12 protein-coding genes are annotated in these 16,749 nt (G+C 50.9%); 7 read left to right on the top strand and 5 right to left on the bottom strand.

Translation table 11 applies throughout. The features are described from left to right. The first annotated feature begins 16 nt into the window (after positions 1–16). Genes gspG through yghD form a run of 7 tightly spaced genes read left to right on the top strand, consistent with a single transcriptional unit; the run spans position 17 to position 4,696 of the window. Positions 17–472, top strand: a complete 456-nt coding sequence (gene gspG / locus HUZ68_RS18860; RefSeq protein ID WP_001087296.1) for a type II secretion system major pseudopilin GspG — start codon at positions 17–19, stop codon at positions 470–472. A gap of 3 nt (positions 473–475) precedes the next feature. Beyond that, positions 476–1,039 (top strand): type II secretion system minor pseudopilin GspH, encoded by a 564-nt coding sequence (gene gspH, locus HUZ68_RS18855; protein ID WP_001115148.1) that lies wholly within the window; start codon positions 476–478, stop codon positions 1,037–1,039. Further along, a complete protein-coding gene (gspI, locus tag HUZ68_RS18850) occupies positions 1,036–1,407 on the top strand; it encodes a type II secretion system minor pseudopilin GspI (protein WP_000820103.1) in 372 nt (123 codons plus the stop codon). The genes gspH and gspI overlap by 4 nt, the downstream gene beginning before the upstream one ends. Continuing rightward, positions 1,404–2,009, top strand: a complete 606-nt coding sequence (gene gspJ / locus HUZ68_RS18845) for a type II secretion system minor pseudopilin GspJ (RefSeq protein ID WP_032200692.1) — start codon at positions 1,404–1,406, stop codon at positions 2,007–2,009. Before gspI ends, gspJ begins: the two co-directional genes overlap by 4 nt. After that, positions 2,006–2,983, top strand: a complete 978-nt coding sequence (gene gspK / locus HUZ68_RS18840; RefSeq protein ID WP_033815028.1) for a type II secretion system minor pseudopilin GspK — start codon at positions 2,006–2,008, stop codon at positions 2,981–2,983. The genes gspJ and gspK overlap by 4 nt, the downstream gene beginning before the upstream one ends. After that, entirely contained in the window at positions 2,980–4,158 is a 1,179-nt protein-coding gene (gene gspL, locus HUZ68_RS18835; protein ID WP_033815029.1) for a type II secretion system protein GspL, read from the top strand. Before gspK ends, gspL begins: the two co-directional genes overlap by 4 nt. 1 nt (position 4,159) lies before the next feature. Then, a complete protein-coding gene (yghD, locus tag HUZ68_RS18830; RefSeq protein WP_033815030.1) occupies positions 4,160–4,696 on the top strand; it encodes a GspM family type II secretion system protein YghD in 537 nt (178 codons plus the stop codon). A gap of 355 nt (positions 4,697–5,051) precedes the next feature. Here the strand turns inward: yghD and HUZ68_RS18825 are convergent. The 5 genes from HUZ68_RS18825 to HUZ68_RS18805 form a co-directional block, all read right to left on the bottom strand. Further along, positions 5,052–6,151, bottom strand: a protein-coding gene (locus HUZ68_RS18825; protein ID WP_088172203.1) for an IS3 family transposase whose coding sequence is annotated in 2 segments (ribosomal slippage) — positions 5,052–5,896 and positions 5,896–6,151 — 1,101 coding nt in all. Because the reading frame shifts where the segments join, the coding sequence is not laid out codon by codon here. A 128-nt stretch (positions 6,152–6,279) separates the two neighbouring features. Continuing rightward, positions 6,280–8,511, bottom strand: coding sequence for a hypothetical protein (locus HUZ68_RS18820; RefSeq protein ID WP_021577946.1), 2,232 nt, complete (start codon positions 8,509–8,511; stop codon positions 6,280–6,282). Further along, a complete protein-coding gene (locus HUZ68_RS18815) occupies positions 8,508–13,223 on the bottom strand; it encodes a hypothetical protein (protein ID WP_239619452.1) in 4,716 nt (1,571 codons plus the stop codon). The genes HUZ68_RS18820 and HUZ68_RS18815 overlap by 4 nt, the downstream gene beginning before the upstream one ends. An 11-nt stretch (positions 13,224–13,234) precedes the next feature. After that, positions 13,235–15,433, bottom strand: coding sequence for a DEAD/DEAH box helicase (locus HUZ68_RS18810; RefSeq protein ID WP_000980865.1), 2,199 nt, complete (start codon positions 15,431–15,433; stop codon positions 13,235–13,237). Then, positions 15,430–16,746, bottom strand: coding sequence for an ATP-binding protein (locus HUZ68_RS18805; protein ID WP_033815032.1), 1,317 nt, complete (start codon positions 16,744–16,746; stop codon positions 15,430–15,432). The genes HUZ68_RS18810 and HUZ68_RS18805 overlap by 4 nt, the downstream gene beginning before the upstream one ends. Positions 16,747–16,749: the final 3 nt, after the last annotated feature.

Here is a 16,749-nt window from a genome sequence, read left to right as displayed (position 1 = left end):
TTTACGGAGTTATCACATGAATTCGTTATCCCGCACACAAAAACCACGGGCAGGTTTTACCCTGCTGGAAGTGATGGTGGTGATTGTTATTCTTGGCGTCCTGGCAAGTCTGGTGGTGCCTAACCTGTTGGGCAATAAAGAGAAAGCGGATCGGCAAAAAGCCATCAGCGATATCGTGGCGCTGGAAAACGCACTGGATATGTACCGACTGGATAACGGGCGTTATCCAACTACCGAGCAGGGGCTTGAGGCGCTGATCCAGCAGCCAGCCAATATGGCGGATTCCCGCAACTACCGTACCGGTGGGTACATTAAACGACTGCCAAAAGATCCGTGGGGCAATGATTATCAGTATCTCAGCCCGGGTGAAAAAGGACTGTTTGATGTTTACACCCTGGGGGCGGATGGTCAGGAAAATGGGGAAGGTGCTGGCGCAGATATCGGTAACTGGAATTTGCAGGAGTTTCAGTAAGCAGTGCCTGAACGCGGATTCACACTTCTGGAAATCATGCTGGTGATTTTCCTTATCGGCCTTGCCAGTGCGGGCGTGGTACAGACTTTTGCGACCGATTCTGAATCGCCCGCGAAAAAAGCGGCGCAGGATTTTCTGACTCGCTTTGCGCAGTTTAAAGACAGGGCAGTGATCGAAGGGCAGACACTCGGTGTACTAATCGACCCGCCGGGATACCAGTTTATGCAACGTCGTCAGGGGCAGTGGTTGCCCGTTTCTGCGACCCGGTTATCGGCACAGGTTACGGTGCCGAAACAGGTGCAGATGCTGTTACAACCCGGAAGTGATATCTGGCAGAAGGAATATGCGCTGGAGCTGCAACGTCGTCGCCTGACGCTGCACGATATTGAACTGGAGTTGCAAAAAGAGGCGAAAAAGAAGACGCCGCAGATCCGTTTTTCGCCTTTTGAACCCGCCACGCCGTTTACGCTGCGCTTCTACTCAGCGGCGCAAAACGCATGTTGGGCGGTAAAACTGGCACACGATGGCGCGTTATCCCTCAGTCAATGTGATGAGAGGATGCCATGAAGCGCGGATTTACCTTGCTGGAAGTGATGCTCGCACTGGCGATTTTTGCGCTGGCTGCCACGGCGGTGTTACAGATTGCCAGCGGTGCGCTGAGTAATCAGCACGTTCTTGAGGAGAAAACGGTAGCAGGCTGGGTGGCTGAAAACCAGACCGCGCTGCTCTACCTGATGACCCGTGAACAACGGGCGGTCAGGCATCAGGGCGAGAGCGACATGGCAGGAAACCGCTGGTACTGGCGAACCACACCGCTGAATACAGGTAACGCGCTGCTCCAGGCGGTGGATATTGAAGTCAGCCGTCACGAAGACTTTTCGTCGGTAATTCAGTCACGACGCGCCTGGTTTAGCGCCGTGGGAGGACAACAGTGAGAAGGACTCGCGCTGGTTTCACGTTACTGGAAATGTTGGTGGCAATTGCCATTTTTGCCTCGCTGGCACTGATGGCGCAGCAGGTGACTAACGGCGTCACGCGCGTGAATAGCGCCGTCGCCGGACACGATCAAAAACTAAACCTCATGCAGCAAACGATGAGTTTTCTGACCCACGATCTGACCCAAATGATGCCACGTCCGGTAAGAGGCGATCAGGGCCAGCGTGAACCTGCGTTACTGGCAGGCGCTGGCGTGCTGGCGTCTGAGAGTGAAGGAATGCGCTTTGTGCGCGGCGGCGTGGTTAATCCATTGATGCGCCTGCCGCGCAGTAATCTGCTCACCGTCGGTTACCGCATTCATGACGGTTATCTCGAACGGTTAGCCTGGCCGCTGACCGACGCAGCAGGCAGCGTGAAGCCGACAATGCAAAAATTAATCCCGGCGGATTCGCTCCGTTTGCAGTTCTATGATGGTACGCGCTGGCAGGAGAACTGGTCGTCAGTACAGGCGATCCCTGTGGCGGTGCGCATGACCCTGCATTCGCCGCAATGGGGCGAGATTGAACGCATCTGGTTGTTACGCGGGCCGCAATTATCATGATCACCTCACCACCAAAACGCGGAATGGCACTGGTTGTGGTGCTGGTATTGCTGGCGGTTATGATGCTGGTAACCATCACGCTTTCCGGGCGGATGCAGCAACAACTTGGGCGAACCCGCAGCCAGCAGGAGTACCAGCAGGCGCTATGGTATAGCGCCAGTGCAGAAAGTCTGGCGTTGAGCGCACTCAGTCTGAGCCTGAAAAATGAAAAGCGCGTGCATCTGGCACAGCCGTGGGCTTCCGGCCCTCGTTTTTTCCCACTGCCGCAGGGGCAAATCGCCGTCACTCTGCGTGACGCACAGGCGTGCTTTAACCTGAATGTCCTCGCTCAGCCGACGACGGCGTCGCGTCCGCTCGCGTTACAACAACTGATTGCCCTGATCTCGCGCCTCGATGTGCCTGCTTATCGGGCCGAACTGATAGCCGAAAGCCTGTGGGAGTTTATTGATGAAGACCGCAGCGTGCAGACGCGTCTGGGCCGTGAAGACAGCGAATATCTCGCCCGCTCGGTGCCTTTCTACGCCGCCAATCAACCGCTGGCCGATATCAGCGAGATGCGCGTGGTGCAGGGAATGGACGCCGGGCTTTATCAAAAACTGAAACCGCTGGTCTGTGCGCTGCCGATGACCCGCCAGCAAATCAACATCAATACTTTAGACGTCACGCAAAGTGTGATTCTTGAGGCGCTGTTTGACCCGTGGTTAAGCCCTGTTCAGGCGCGGGCGTTATTACAACAACGTCCGGCGAAGGGCTGGGAAGATGTCGATCAGTTTCTTGCACAGCCGCTACTTGCTGACGTCGATGAGCGTACTAAAAAACAGCTAAAAACCGTCCTGAGCGTGGACAGCAATTACTTCTGGCTGCGTTCAGATATCACCGTGAATGAGATTGAACTGACGATGAATTCGTTAATTGTCCGCATGGGCCCACAGCACTTCTCTGTTATCTGGCATCAGACAGGAGAAAGTGAGTGAGTTCCATCCTTGAGATTTTTTTCCCACTTTGCGCCGCTAATCCCATCCGTTGGCAGCGCCGTACTCCCGACGTGGAGCACGGTATCTGGCCTGACGTTGCTGACGAACGTCTCCAACAATGGCTGCAAACTGATGCGATTCGACTCTACATTCCCGGCGAATGGATCAGCGTATGGCAGGTTGAACTGCCTGATGTTGCCCGCAAGCAGATACCGACTATTCTGCCCGCCTTACTGGAAGAAGAGCTGAACCAGGATATCGATGAACTGCATTTCGCCCCGTTGAAAATCGACCAGCAACTGGCAACCGTGGCAGTGATTCACCAACAGCATATGCGCAACATTGCGCAGTGGTTGCAGGCAAACGGCATCACCCGCGCCACCGTTGCACCGGACTGGATGTCCATGCCTTGTGGTTATATGGCTGGCGATGCACAACGGGTTATCTGCCGCATCGATGAATGCCGTGGATGGAGCGCCGGGCTGGCGCTGGCTCCGGTCATGTTCCGCGCCCAGCTCAATGAACAGGATTTACCGCTTTCGCTAACTGTAGTCGGCATTGCACCGGAAGAACTATCAGCATGGGCTGGCGCAGACGCTGAACGCCTGACCGTTACGGCTCTGCCAGCCATTACCACTTATGGCGAACCGGAAGGGAACCTGCTAACAGGGCCGTGGCAGCCTCGCGTCAGCTACCGAAAACAGTGGGCGCGCTGGCGAGTGATGATTCTGCCGATATTGCTGATTCTGGTTGCGCTGGCAGTGGAACGGGGCGTGACGTTATGGAGCGTCAGCGAACAGGTGGCGCAAAGCCGCGCCCAGGCTGAGAAACAGTTCTTAACGCTGTTCCCGGAGCAGAAGCGGATTGTGAATTTACGCTCTCAGGTGACGATGGCGCTGAAAAAATATCGCCCACAGACTGACGATACCCGGCTGCTCTCAGAGTTGTCAGCGATTGCCAGTATCCTGAAATCAGCGTCACTTTCCGACATTGAGATGCGTGGTTTCACCTTTGATCAAAAACGCCAGACACTTCACCTCCAGCTACGGGCCGCGAACTTTGCCAGCTTCGACAAACTGCGTACCGCGCTGGCGGCAGATTTTGTTGTGCAACAGGACGCGTTACAGAAAGAGGGTGATGCGGTTTCTGGCGGCGTAACGTTGCGGAGGAAATAACATGTTACGCGATAAATTTATTCACTATTTTCAGCAATGGCGTGAACGCCAGTTAAGCCGCGGCGAACACTGGTTGGCACAACACCTGGCGGGGCGTTCGCCGCGTGAAAAAGGCATGTTACTGGCTGCGGCAGTGTTCCTGTTTAGCGCCGGATATTACGTCCTCATCTGGCAGCCGTTGAGCGAACGGATAGAACAACAGGAGACGATGTTGCAGCAGCTGGTGGCAATGAACACCCGACTGAAGAACGCCGCGCCGGATATTATTGCAGCGCGAAAATCTGCCACAACAACGCCTGCGCAGGTATCGCGGGTCATCAGTGACAGTGCTTCCGCGCACTCGGTGGTCATCAGGCGGATAGCCGAGCGTGGGGAGAATATTCAGGTCTGGATAGAACCTGTGGTGTTTAATGACCTGCTGAAATGGTTAAACGCACTGGATGAAAAATATGCGCTGCGGGTGACACAAATTGATGTCAGTGCTGCTGAGAAGCCTGGGATGGTGAATGTGCAGCGGCTGGAGTTTGGACGGGGGTAAAGTATCAGGAGATTAATATCAATAAAATTACTCTCGTTAACGTGGCGAGAGTAATTCACCCAGACTTTATAAGCTAATTTTTTTCGTGAAGGTTATTGTCAGATCCAAAAGCAAAAACCCGCCTTGTGGGCGGGTTCTTAAGAATTAGTGGTGCCCGGACTCGGAATCATATCCACGATTAACATACTGTTTGTTATTGGTTTTGTTGCGATTTCTTGTAAACAGCGCCCCCACTAAAGCCCCCATAAAAAATCGCTTTGGTTTTGTGAGGGTTATCACGAAAAATCAATGTTAAGTGGAGGGCTTCGTTATGTGTGGAGTTATGACCCTGGCCCAAAATCAGTGCAGTGCTAAATCAGAGATCTTCGTCTTTCCGGAGACTTCGGATGAATTCAGCCGGAGTCATGTCATTTAATGATGAATGCGTCCTTTCATGATTGTATTCCCTGCGCCAGCTGTCGAGTTTGTCCTGCGCATCTTCCAGTGACAGGAACCAGTGAATGTTCAGACACTCATCCCGTAGACTGCCGTTAAATGATTCAATAAACGGGTTATCTGTCGGCTTCCCGGGGCGCGAGAAGTCCATGGTCACTCCGTGTTCATACGCCCATTTATCCAGACTTTTTGAGATAAACTCGCTGCCGTTATCTGTCTGAATACGTACCGGCAGGCGCTTACCCGGCACCCGCAACCCTTCCATCACACCGACCACATCCTCGCCTTTCAGCGACTTTCCGGCATGGATCGCCAGACACTCCCGACTAAAATTATCGACTACAGTCAGCGCCCGGAAACGCCGTCCGTTAAACAGATTATCCGACACGAAATCCATACTCCAGCACTGATCGACACCGGTCAGGATGGGACGCTGTTGGCGATGTGCTGCACTGACATGCCTACACGGACGTTTTCTCCGCAGGTTAAGTCCTTCCAGACAATAAATCCGGTGTGTTTTCTTGTGGTTAACAGGCCAGCCTTCCTGCCGTAACTGGATATGAATACGCGGGCAACCGTAGCGGATCCGGGTTTCCGCTATCTCCCTGATGCGCAGGGTTATCGCCCGATCATCTCGCCGACTCTGCCAGTGGTAAACGGTTCTGCTCTGTATCAGCAGTCCACATCCCCGTCGGACACTGATACGGTAAGCTTCCCGCAGAAAATGTACCGCCTGACGCTTCTGAGCCGGCCTCAGAACTTTTGTTTCAGTACCTCCTGCAACATCTCCTTATCCAGACTCAGATCAGCCACCAGTTTCTTCAGCCGCTGATTTTCATCCTCCAGTTGCCGCAGACGCCGCAGTTCCGTCACGCCCAGACCGGCAAATTTCTTCTTCCAGTTGTAAAAGGTGGCCTCAGAAATACCCATCTTTCTGCAGACTTCCCCGACGCGGGTGCCGGTTTCGGCCTGTTTCAGCGCAAACGCAATCTGTTCTTCGGTATAACGGGTCTTTTTCATGGTAATAAGCCTCTCTGTGAGCAGGAAGAAAGACCGGAGACTTCAGTTTAGACTGGTACTGTTTTCAGGGGGGAGATCAGTTAGGTTCACACATAACGAATTCTAAAAACACCGCCCTAAATTTTCCGCTAGTTCTCTACCATCAACCGGGCAAGCTTGGCAAAAATCGAACACTTGCTGCTTTCACCGCTCCTGAGCATATCCAGGGTAAAGCTATTGAGATAAACGCCAGTTAACGGGTGGCTAAATACATCTACGGCTTTGCCTTGGGCATCCCATATCAGCAGATTTTCCACCAGGTTAGGCCGTGCAATAGTAGGATTTGTAGGCTGGGCATCGCTTACCAGAACAAATACACCATTCTCATGCGGTTGCAGATAAATATGGTGATGCTTCATCTTTTGCGCTTTGGTCAGCGAGTCGTATTTCGAGCGGCCAGGTGATATCAGATAGGGCAGTACGTTTTGATCCGGTTTTGCAGAGCGGGTGATGGCGTACCCGTTAAATTTATCCCCTTTACGCTCTGCCAGAGTTTTTTCTTGTTCCTGATAAGCGTATGAATCGACGATATTAAATTGCGCCGGGCCAATCAGGCGCGGTACGCGGGAGCTGTTGTAGGTGGTAAGCAGGACATCTGCTGTGTGGTCGTAGAGATAGAAGCTTTTGTCGAATAATTTCTTTAATCGTCCCAGAGAGGGGGGATCAACAGACAGATAGTCTAATTTACCTTCAGCGATCCCGGTATCAACCACCCTAAGTTGGCCGTGTTCTATTTTTAGTTCGACATATCCAAGCAGGGGGAGATAGCTTTTCGTTTTGCGTACTGCATAGGCGGTATAGTGCCCGTCCGCCAAATCTGGTAGTGGGATGTGATGCTGATTGAGTAAGCTCTCTTTGAACCATAGCTCGGTTTTTGTTCGGCGAACCTTACTGTTAAGTAAGGTAACTGCTGACTTGAGACGACTGTGAGGCTTCGTAAGATCGATTTCGTATTGAGTAGGGTTGCTTGTCAATTGTTCATTAATAAAATCAATCGCATCCAACAACTTGTGATCAATATTCATACCCTGTAAGACTACGGGCAGAGGTTGCTGATTTAGCCACCCTTGCAAACGATCTAGTTTAAGCTGGGTATAAGTATCCCAATTGAGTTCGGGTTGTTTTCGGGCGTCGGCAAAGGCCGCATAGAAATCATTGTACTCAACAGATTCATTATCTTGCTGGCGGATGCTGTTGCTCCGCTCTTCATCTACTGCATTGAGTACCAGAATAGATGTACTGGCAGGCAGCTCAGAAAAGCCGGTTTGCTGAGAATGTTTAAGCGACGCCAGAGGCCAGAGTTGATACCCGGGGAACTGGATGGCTAATGTGTCAAAGAAATAAGCTTCTTGCGTGGCGCTAAATTCGACGCCGTTATTAACCACCAACAGCGTATTAGTCAGTTGTTGATCGAGGTCGGTAGCGAACTGATTGACCTCGTGGGTGGCCTGAAATGCGATAGGCTGATGCGGGATCTCTAGTTCACTGAGCCGCTCGCAGGCGGCATTCATGACCACGTTATAGGTATAGGCCTGGCATTCACCATAGCCGCTGCGCTCACGAAAAAAGTCCAGTTTGCTATCCCGGGCATCGAGTTTGCGCCGGGCTTTGAGCCGACGATTATCGATGTTAAACCACACGCAGGTATCGTCCAGAGAGAGATGCAATTCATCCTCCGGTTCGACCAGAAATTTTCGTTTGTGCAGGGTAAAGGCGAGTTCGTTATATTCTGATGCATAAATGTCGAGTTCGAATGCCTCCATCACTCCAGTGCCGCTTTTCTGCGTGACGGGCTGACTCAGGCGAGCGTTGAGATAGAACGTAGAGTTGAAGTAGGTTGGCGGTACCGAAAAGCGCTCGCTGGCTTGTTCCAGCATTACCATTTTCAAATGCAGACTGAACAATCCCTGAATCAGGCGAGATAAATCATAATTTTCAGCTGTGAGTCGCTGGCAAAGCGTTTCAATGCGTTCTGCCAAAGTCCGATGCGCTAGGCTGTTCGGTGCAGCAGCAGGCGCCAGGAAAAAAAAGACGTGATGGTAATTGGGTAAGCAATGCAGCTCATATTTTACTTCCTGTCCGGCCTCAAGCCCAAGCTTCTGCCGCACGCAAGTTTTTACCTCCTGATGAATTCGCGCATAGTAATCAGCGGATTTTTCTTTTCGCTCTTTAGTAAAGTGCTGAACCATAAAGTCTATCGTATAGATATTAGATACCGGGGCCAATAGACGCTGGATTGTTGTCAGCTGATCTTCTTCAAGCTTGATCAAATTGGTACGGGCAATCGGAGTATCCGTCAGCTCATTCAGATTAGGGATCATGATACTTTTCCTTTAGTCGGCAACTTTTCTACACCCAGCAGGGTTAGTAACATTGGGTTTATATCCAATGTCATGCGCAGTTTCGAGTTTTCCTGAGCGCGTCCGCTCTCTCGATTTTTGGGCTGATAATACTGGTAGTCAGTTTGCAACAGGTTGAGGTAGTGGATCGTGTGATCCACATTATCCTGCCACATCAGATTATTAGGGTTCTGGCTGTAGGCGACGTTCAGATAGATAAATCGAATACGTTCATAACGGCCTGCCAGCGCCGTCTGGAGCTGTTTCTGCCCCTCAGTATCCGCCTTTTGGCTGGCGATATTACGGATCTGGCGAATCTTGTTGTCGCTTTTCTCAAGCGTTTCTTCTGCCCGCGTCAAATCGTCCAACTGTGTCGCCCAGCGCTTAACGTCGATGCAGAGCAGGTCGTCGCCCACTTCAATAAAGCGGTCAAAAAACTCATAGACCAGCGGTTCAAGGCGTTCAAACACCTGCTGGTCGGAGAGTGGGGTAACACCATAACTTTTTAGCACTTTATCGAAGAGATATTCACCGACATTGCCTTTGAGCAACGGAACTAGCTTGGGGTTGGGTACCCATTTTTTGAATGCCTTTTCCTGGATGTTGTCACATTCACGAATCAACTCGCCGACCAGGTTGCCGGGGGTAAAATCGACATCGTTTCTATACTGCGGAAAGAGGGTGAGCTCTGGCCGGTACTCTCTTGCGCCGCCAGCGAAATCCGACAGGGCGGAATAATCTCGGTGGGCAAGTCCATCCGGGCCGCGTTTGTGGCAAAGTAAAATCGTTTGATTCCCTTGCTGACGATCGATAAACAGAGCGTCGTGAACAGATTGCATTTGTCGATTGGCGGTATACAAGGGATTAGCCTGGAGTTTTGCCAGCCAGCGCTGGGGATCGGTAAAGGAGTCAGGATCGCGGAATAAATTACATATCTCGAGATAATCGAGATTGCCAGCGCGTACCTTATTAATCCAGTCGGTTTTAAGGACACGTTTGTGAATTTCATCGATGCGGCGACCATTCGCGACGATAGCTTGCTCAAACGTCAGTCGCTGTTCCGCATTATTGAATGACTGGCCCTGACTCAGCTTTTCGCACTCCTCCATGAGTCGGTGGTTAAGCAAAGACATACTTTCTGATACCACCTCGTTACCGCTATCTTCACTAAGAGCGGCGAACTGAAATGCAACATTACGGAACACATCGCGGGGTAAAAAGATTTCTGTTTTCAATAGAGTGTCGCGACGCTCGACTCGCCCTACGGCCTGCACGACGACTTTGAATAAGCTCATATCATGTTCGGCCATTAACAGGCGATAGTTTTCGCCGTGGGCGAAATTAACGTTGAAATCGGCCAGCTTGTGGACGGTAATATCGTCATCGGCGTAGTGTTTAAGCACGGTAACGTAGTTAGGTAATGTATTGAGGTTGCCGCTGTTGTCCTTTACTTCGCTGTAAAACGAGGAGTTGATGAGCACTAAGCGCTCAAAATCGACATCCAGACGTGGTGCATTGATATCATTAATATCGCCGTCATGGTATTTAACAAAGTAGTTGAGGCCGGTACCCGCACTTTTATAACTGCTCATAAATACCAGTACGGTATTGCTGTTCTGGAGATAGGTTTCTTGCCTGATATCTTCGACATTAGCCAGTGGTGAATCGAAAAAGACCAAATGGACGGTGTGACGCCCTTTGAATGGGGTAAAGGTCAGGATCTGGTCATGTTTCTTACCGTTATCCGTTTTTTCATCGCACCGGGAGTGCATACCGTACTGCTGACGCCAGGTTGTCTGGTGCGTGCGCCAGGCGCTGATAAAGGCCCGCTTAAACGTCCCTGAAAGTGACAGAATCAGGCTGTTTTTACCCTCCCAGGCGGCAAGCAGTAACGCTTCCAGTTCCCGCTGGCACTGACGCCGTTTATAGGTATTTTTCAGGTCGTATTCCAGCGGTTTCTTCAGCGCGTCGAAAAAGTTGTCATACGTCCTGCGATAGATTTCACAATTTTGGTAGATATCGGTCAATTTTAACTGCTTATCATCGAACACCCTGAAGTCTACGTTGCGGATACTGGCCCTCAACCCGCGTAATGCCTTAAGCGTATCGATATCTGCCTTTTCGCGTTCAACGACCCGGTAGCCAAGATCGCGGCTATAGTGCGCCAGGAAGTGACGATTGAAGTTACCGTTTTTGGTGTGGCTAAAACCGCTGGTGGCGCTAAGCCCAATTACTTTATTGTGCGTGCCGGTTAATAAACGCAGCAGCATGGCTTCAGGCAACTCTTGTACCAGATCCATCTCGAACGCCAGAATAATTGTGCGCTCGGCTCCCCTGTTCACGTAATTGAGTTCAGCTATCGGCGTCATCGTGAATACGGTTTTGGGTTGCAGGTAAGTGTAGAAATGATCAATCAACAAGTTTTTATCGGTGGTGCGATCGAAGATATGTCGCACCACGCCGGCTACGTTATTGGCTGCGTCAACAAACTGGCCCAAAGGCGTATTCTGGCTGCTGGAGTTGTCCTGGCCACCATTCTTTACCCAGCGCTTAAAGTGCCGGTTGGTGATTTCAGAACAGGCGGCGAGGATGACGGAGACCAACTGGAACAGATCGTGCAGAGTGGGGTTGGTGTCATTGGCATCATTTTCGACTTCGTAATACAGTTCGGTGCGCGTTATGTCGCCTTCGCTGTTGCGCATGCGAATGCGTTTCAGCCCTTCTTCATTGACGTACATTTTGGGGTTAAAGCTGAATACGTTGCGGGTGATTGAGATGATGCGTTCGGCGGCGTCGCCGTTGACTTCAAATGCCCCTAACTGGTCACGAAACATCTCCAGGATCGATCCCAGCCTTGTACCGGGGGATAGTTCGCACTTTTCCGCCAGTAAATTGCGCAGAGTAGTGATGAATTTGACCATCTCTTGCTCAAAGGTCGTTTGCGCTTCTTTGGGCTTGTTTCGGCGTTCTAAGCTGAGTACCGCGTTGTGAATACGTCCTGCGACGGAAATAACGTGCGCCAGGTTATTTTCCTGTGTGATTAGCTTTACATGGCATGTTTCTTCAAGGCGAGTGTAGGCTTCATGTAGTTCATCAATGATCACCGTAAAACGAATATTTTTCTGGCGAAAAGGACAATCTGGATTGCGTCTGAAGTGTTCGTCGCGAAGATAGGTAACCTGCCCGGTATGACCGGCTGCCGCAACGGTGCTAATCTGTGGATCTTTGGGAGTCAGCTTACCGCCAATCAGCAAGTCGAAACCTACGGACTCAAAACGCACACCTTCGCCTCGCTGACGAGGCGCCAGTCGGTAAGTTGATGTGTCGAACTTATTCGTGGTCATTAATAGCACTGACGGGCGGTACTGGCAAACTTCGAAAGGCAATACCTGTTTGATAAGCTCGAAATAGACTTCGTGTACGCTTATCTTAGGTTCAAGCTTTCCTGGTTTTCGTGCTGTCTCCGCGTTTTGCATTCGCTCTTGCCGCGCCTGGAGCCCGCGACGAATGTACTCTTTAATGGAAGCTTTTTCACTATCTGGTCCAAATAGTAATTTACAGGCTGACTCAATCGTATTGCGGATACTGTGACGGCAGTTTTTTAGCTGTTCTTCGAGAATTTCTCTTTCGTAGTTGGTATCCTGAGAACCGTATGTTGTCAGCTTTTTTAACTGCTCTTCACAGCGATTAATTTGTAAGACATGATAATTGAGCGAACGCATAGCGCCGCCGATATATTTGCTGCCTTTCGCCCCTTCGTACCACTGAATATAGCGGTCGCGGTTTTTCAGACCAGAGGCCCAGTCCATAAAGTCGAGGTCGGCAACATCCTTACGGGAGAGAACGCAAATGAACTCGCCGCTAGCGGCCAGAATTTTCTCTTTCTGACTGCTGTCCAGGTCGATTTGTGATTTTTGCGGTGACATGAATAGCAGGTTGGTAAAGCCACCTTCAGGAAACAGATCGTCTGACTTTCGGGTTTTGGCGAAGCGCTCCAGATATTCGACATACCCTTGGATCACGCCATAGCTTTTGCCGAACCCCGTGCCGTCGGAACTGAAGATGACCTCAGCGCCATCACGTTCATGCACGTGGTAAAGTTGAGAGACTTGGGCGCGACAGGCGTTAATCTCTTTAATCAGCGTTATGTCAGGAATTTGCCTAGAGATGAGATCTTGCAGATTATTATTGATATTTTTCTCTCCAACACGCTCACACTTGCGGTAACTATTGATGGTTATTTGGCCGCTGTCGATCAGAATCTTTTCCACCTGCATGGGGGCAAGATGCAAGGCTGTCGCGATTTCATTGATAGTATTGGACAGTGGTTCGTGTGGATTGCTAATCGTGAAGTGGTTTAGTGCTGCCGCAACGGTATCTGGATGCAATGCTTTTCTGAGGGTGGGAAAGGTGAGGCTGTAATCGTATAGCGCCAAATCATTGCTTATCAGGCAGCGAAACAGTTGTTTAGTGGGATCGCCACCAGGACGGCTGGCAAATCCCAAGATTTTTGCCTGTTCGAGGCGATAAAGCAATGCTGCGGCATCGCGGTCAGGTGAGTCAAATGCATCGTGGAGCTGCTGGCTAAATGGCATTGTGGCATTCAGCCGGTTATGGCTGACCAGCGCGGAAAAGAGCTGACGCACCAAGGTTAGCAGCTTACAATCTTCCTCTATAGTCCAGCTTTTTCTCATTCTTCTTCCCCTTAATATAAATGCCCCTGCAACCACTCCGTCACGCGTTCAATATTAAAAGCACGTAATCCATATTCCTGCGTCAGCAACGTCTCGGGTAAATACTCATCATATTTTTCGAGGCACTTTTCAACGATGCTTTCGGCAAGACGGGATTCGTAAGGTAGCCCTTCCTGAAGTGCGCTGAATAACGCTTGTTTAACCTCCGAGACCGTAGTTTTTTCTACTTCAACCACACCAGCAAATGAGCCCGCCTTGAAACCGCGTTGGATAAGTAATGCCGACAACGTGTTTACGGTTTGATCGCCTAGCCAGGGAAGAATGTAGACATGCTGTCTCTGCTGAATAAAACATTCCGAAGCCAGATTATTGTTGCGAAAACAGTGCAGCCCTTCATCAAACAGGTTTTTGGCCGTGGTATCGGCAAAATCGGCCTTGCGATTGCCAACGGTGATGCGGTAGTCGCCTTCCCGATAAATAGTGAGCATTTCTTGGCGGACGACATCATGAATGGACATCCCTTGTCCGCCAAATAACGGCGGCTGCCCACCCTTTGTCGCCTCGACATAAATAACTTTTTTATCACTATCGATATCGGTTACCTTCCAGCGTCGACCGCCGAAAATAATGTGTTGATCAGGCATCAGTGGGGAATCAACGGGAATGGAGCCCAGTGTTTTGCTCCCCGCCACAATGCGAAACTCTTCCGGCGTGCTGAACACGGCGTAGAAGGTGTATTGATTTACCTGACGTTCGCCCTCGACGCCCAGAACCAGTTCGCCGCTTGAGAGCTGGGTCAGAAACTGGTGCTCCCCCATATGTTTCAATAACGTTTTGAAGTCATAGATCCGGACTTTCTGAAATGGCCCTTGCAGGCATAGCTGTGACCAGATCTGATCCGCACGCACGCCTCCCCACTGCGCCACGATCGCCAGGATCTGATGGAACAGGGTGGAATAGTGCATCTGCCGGGTATCAGCTGGCTCAAACCATTTGTTGCCGATAAGTAAGCGGATCATGGCCAGCGACTGAACAAGCTGAAGCCTGAGCTGGTCGACAATGCCTGATGTTGGCGTCAGTTCATGTTCGGCAATCAGCATTCTCAATACGGCAGGCGAGTCGCGCCGACCGGAGCGTCCCATTCGCTGACGCAGGCTGGCTACGGAATGGGGGGCGGTAACTTGCACAACGGAGCTGACTTTACCGATGTCGATGCCAAGCTCTAACGTCATCGTACAGATGGCGGTGGTGGGTAAGTTGCCTTGTTGAAGCCTCTGTTCCAGCGTTTCACGCAGATCTCTGGACAGAGATCCGTGATGGGGAAAGAACTCATTGGGAACGATGCTCGCTTCACTGAGATCGCTAAGCGTGGCGGCAATGCTTTCGGTCCGTTTGCGACTATTAGCGAACACCAGATGGGAATCACCACGACAGAGGCGAAAGATATCATGGCAGATTTGCGTCTCTGCCGACGGTGGAGATTGCTGGCCCGAGGTGGTCAGCGGTTCCAGATAACCTTTCACCTGTACTTTTAGCGTGGCGTGAGTCTGACTGTCGGTAATAATGTCACAGGGCAGACGTTGATTTGGCCGCAGAGATAACGGCACCTGTTCCAGTTCCCCCAGCGTTGCGCTGAGTGCGACTCGGGGGACTGGATTGTTGATTCTTCCCAGCAGGTGATCGACTCGATTTAACAGAGAGAGAAGCTGCATACCCCGCTCAGAACCGATGAAAGCATGGAATTCATCAATGGCGATATATGCCAGTGGCGCGAAAGCCTGCTTTAACCATCCCGCATTGCGGATCAGCATCGCTTCCAGCGATTCCGGGGTGATAAGCAAAATACCGGCAGGATTCTTCTTTGCTTTCAGCTTTTTGCTCTGCGCAACATCACCATGCCAGGGCGTGACCGGCATCTCCAACGCATCACCGAGGTTTTCCAGCCTTCGATACTGATCGTTAATCAGGGCCTTAAGCGGGCTGATGTATAAAATGCCAAAGCCGCCCTGAATATCCGCAATGGCAGAACAGGCGGGCAGGAAAAACGCTTCTGTTTTACCTGCGGCAGTCGCGGCGCTGATCAGAACATCCCGATCGCCCGCTAATATCGGTGAAACGGATTTTTTTTGCAGTTCCCTGAGATCGGCCCATCCCTGCCGGTATATCCACTTCTGTATCCGTGGATCCAGCCGCTGGTATTCGTTCATCATAATCTGAAGTCGGCCAGACCGTCCTCATCGGCATCTTCTGCCGATGTTATTTCATCCATATCACTGGGTTTTTCTTCCGCGATCGCGACACCGGCGATTAACTGTGACCACTGAATGGATGGGTTTTGTTCCAGCACGGCCAGCATATCCAGGAAGGCTTTAATCGTGTTTCGTGGCGTACGGAAATAGGCATCGCCAATAGTGTTGCTACAGTGGCGTAAAAATGCCGTCAGAGCATCATCAGGAACCAGATACTTATCCGCATCGCCGCCGGAATAAACGTGACGAAGGTTTTTCAACAGAATATAGAGTTCTTCCGGCGTCAGGCTGGCTAAGTGCAGGGAAGGGGACGAATAATCAATGACACCAGCCCGCTGAGCGAAGCTATTTTCCGCCAGTCGGGACTGGAGCGCTTTGTAGCTGTACAACCCCTTGCGCGGATCGAACAGGAATTCTGGCGTACCGCCAAGTAAAAAACCGATATATTCAGCCGTCCCTTGCAGGCAGTCATTCAGAATACGCAGTATCTGTTCATAGTTGGCAACGCGGGCCTGAGTGTTACTGAGCTTATACAGATTGACCATCTCATCCAGATTCACCAGCAGACCCGCGTATCCGGCCTGACGGACAAACAGGCTCATCAGCTTTAGCGAATCGTAGAAAGAGGCATCAGAAATAATGGTGCGCACACCCAGATCGTTACGGGCGTCGGTTTTCGTGGTGTATTCACCTCTTAGCCAGCGGATGGCATTTGATTTCAATGTCTCATTATCCTGCTCGTGGCCCTGCCAGTAACATTCAATGACTTTGGCGAAATCGTAACCGCCAACCATATCAGACAGGGCGGCGAGCTTTTGGTGAATAATCGTCGGAACTGACACATTTGTACTTTCTGCTTCTTTTCTGGCTTCCGTGATAAAGCGCTCAACCACGCTTAATAATGCGTTTCCATCCGGCTTATTTCGGGTGGATAGATTTTTCATTAGCTCGGAGTAGAGGTTACGCGCCTGCCCACCCGTCGCGTGGATGCGCCTGTCCGGGGATAAATCGGCGCTGATTGTCACCAGCTTTTTTTCTAGCGCAATTGAGCGCACAACGCTTAAAAAGAATGTCTTACCTGAGCCATATTCCCCAATAATCAGCCGGAATCCTGCGCCGCCATCAGCGATACGCTCAATATCCTGATACAGCGCTTTTATTTCGTTGACCCGGCCAACCTGAATGTGCTGAATACCAATTTTAGGCGTAACACCTGACTTCAGTGACTGAATAATAGCGTCTCTTTCTTTGAGACGAATACGAATGCCAGACATAAA

Origin of the sequence: Shigella dysenteriae (genome assembly GCF_022354085.1) — a bacterium.
Taxonomy (GTDB): domain Bacteria; phylum Pseudomonadota; class Gammaproteobacteria; order Enterobacterales; family Enterobacteriaceae; genus Escherichia; species Escherichia coli.
Note: the sequence above shows the minus strand (reverse complement) of the source record. Positions and strands in the feature narration are given on the sequence as shown.

Coding starts and splice junctions, on each gene's coding strand:
- gspG (WP_001087296.1), top strand. CDS start 17: ATGAATTCGTTATCCCGCACACAAAAACCACGGGCAGGTTTTACCCTG.
- gspI (WP_000820103.1), top strand. CDS start 1,036: ATGAAGCGCGGATTTACCTTGCTGGAAGTGATGCTCGCACTGGCGATT.
- gspK (WP_033815028.1), top strand. CDS start 2,006: ATGATCACCTCACCACCAAAACGCGGAATGGCACTGGTTGTGGTGCTG.
- yghD (WP_033815030.1), top strand. CDS start 4,160: ATGTTACGCGATAAATTTATTCACTATTTTCAGCAATGGCGTGAACGC.
- HUZ68_RS18820 (WP_021577946.1), bottom strand. CDS start 8,511: ATGATCCCTAATCTGAATGAGCTGACGGATACTCCGATTGCCCGTACC.
- HUZ68_RS18815 (WP_239619452.1), bottom strand. CDS start 13,223: ATGAGAAAAAGCTGGACTATAGAGGAAGATTGTAAGCTGCTAACCTTG.
- HUZ68_RS18810 (WP_000980865.1), bottom strand. CDS start 15,433: ATGATGAACGAATACCAGCGGCTGGATCCACGGATACAGAAGTGGATA.
- HUZ68_RS18805 (WP_033815032.1), bottom strand. CDS start 16,746: ATGTCTGGCATTCGTATTCGTCTCAAAGAAAGAGACGCTATTATTCAG.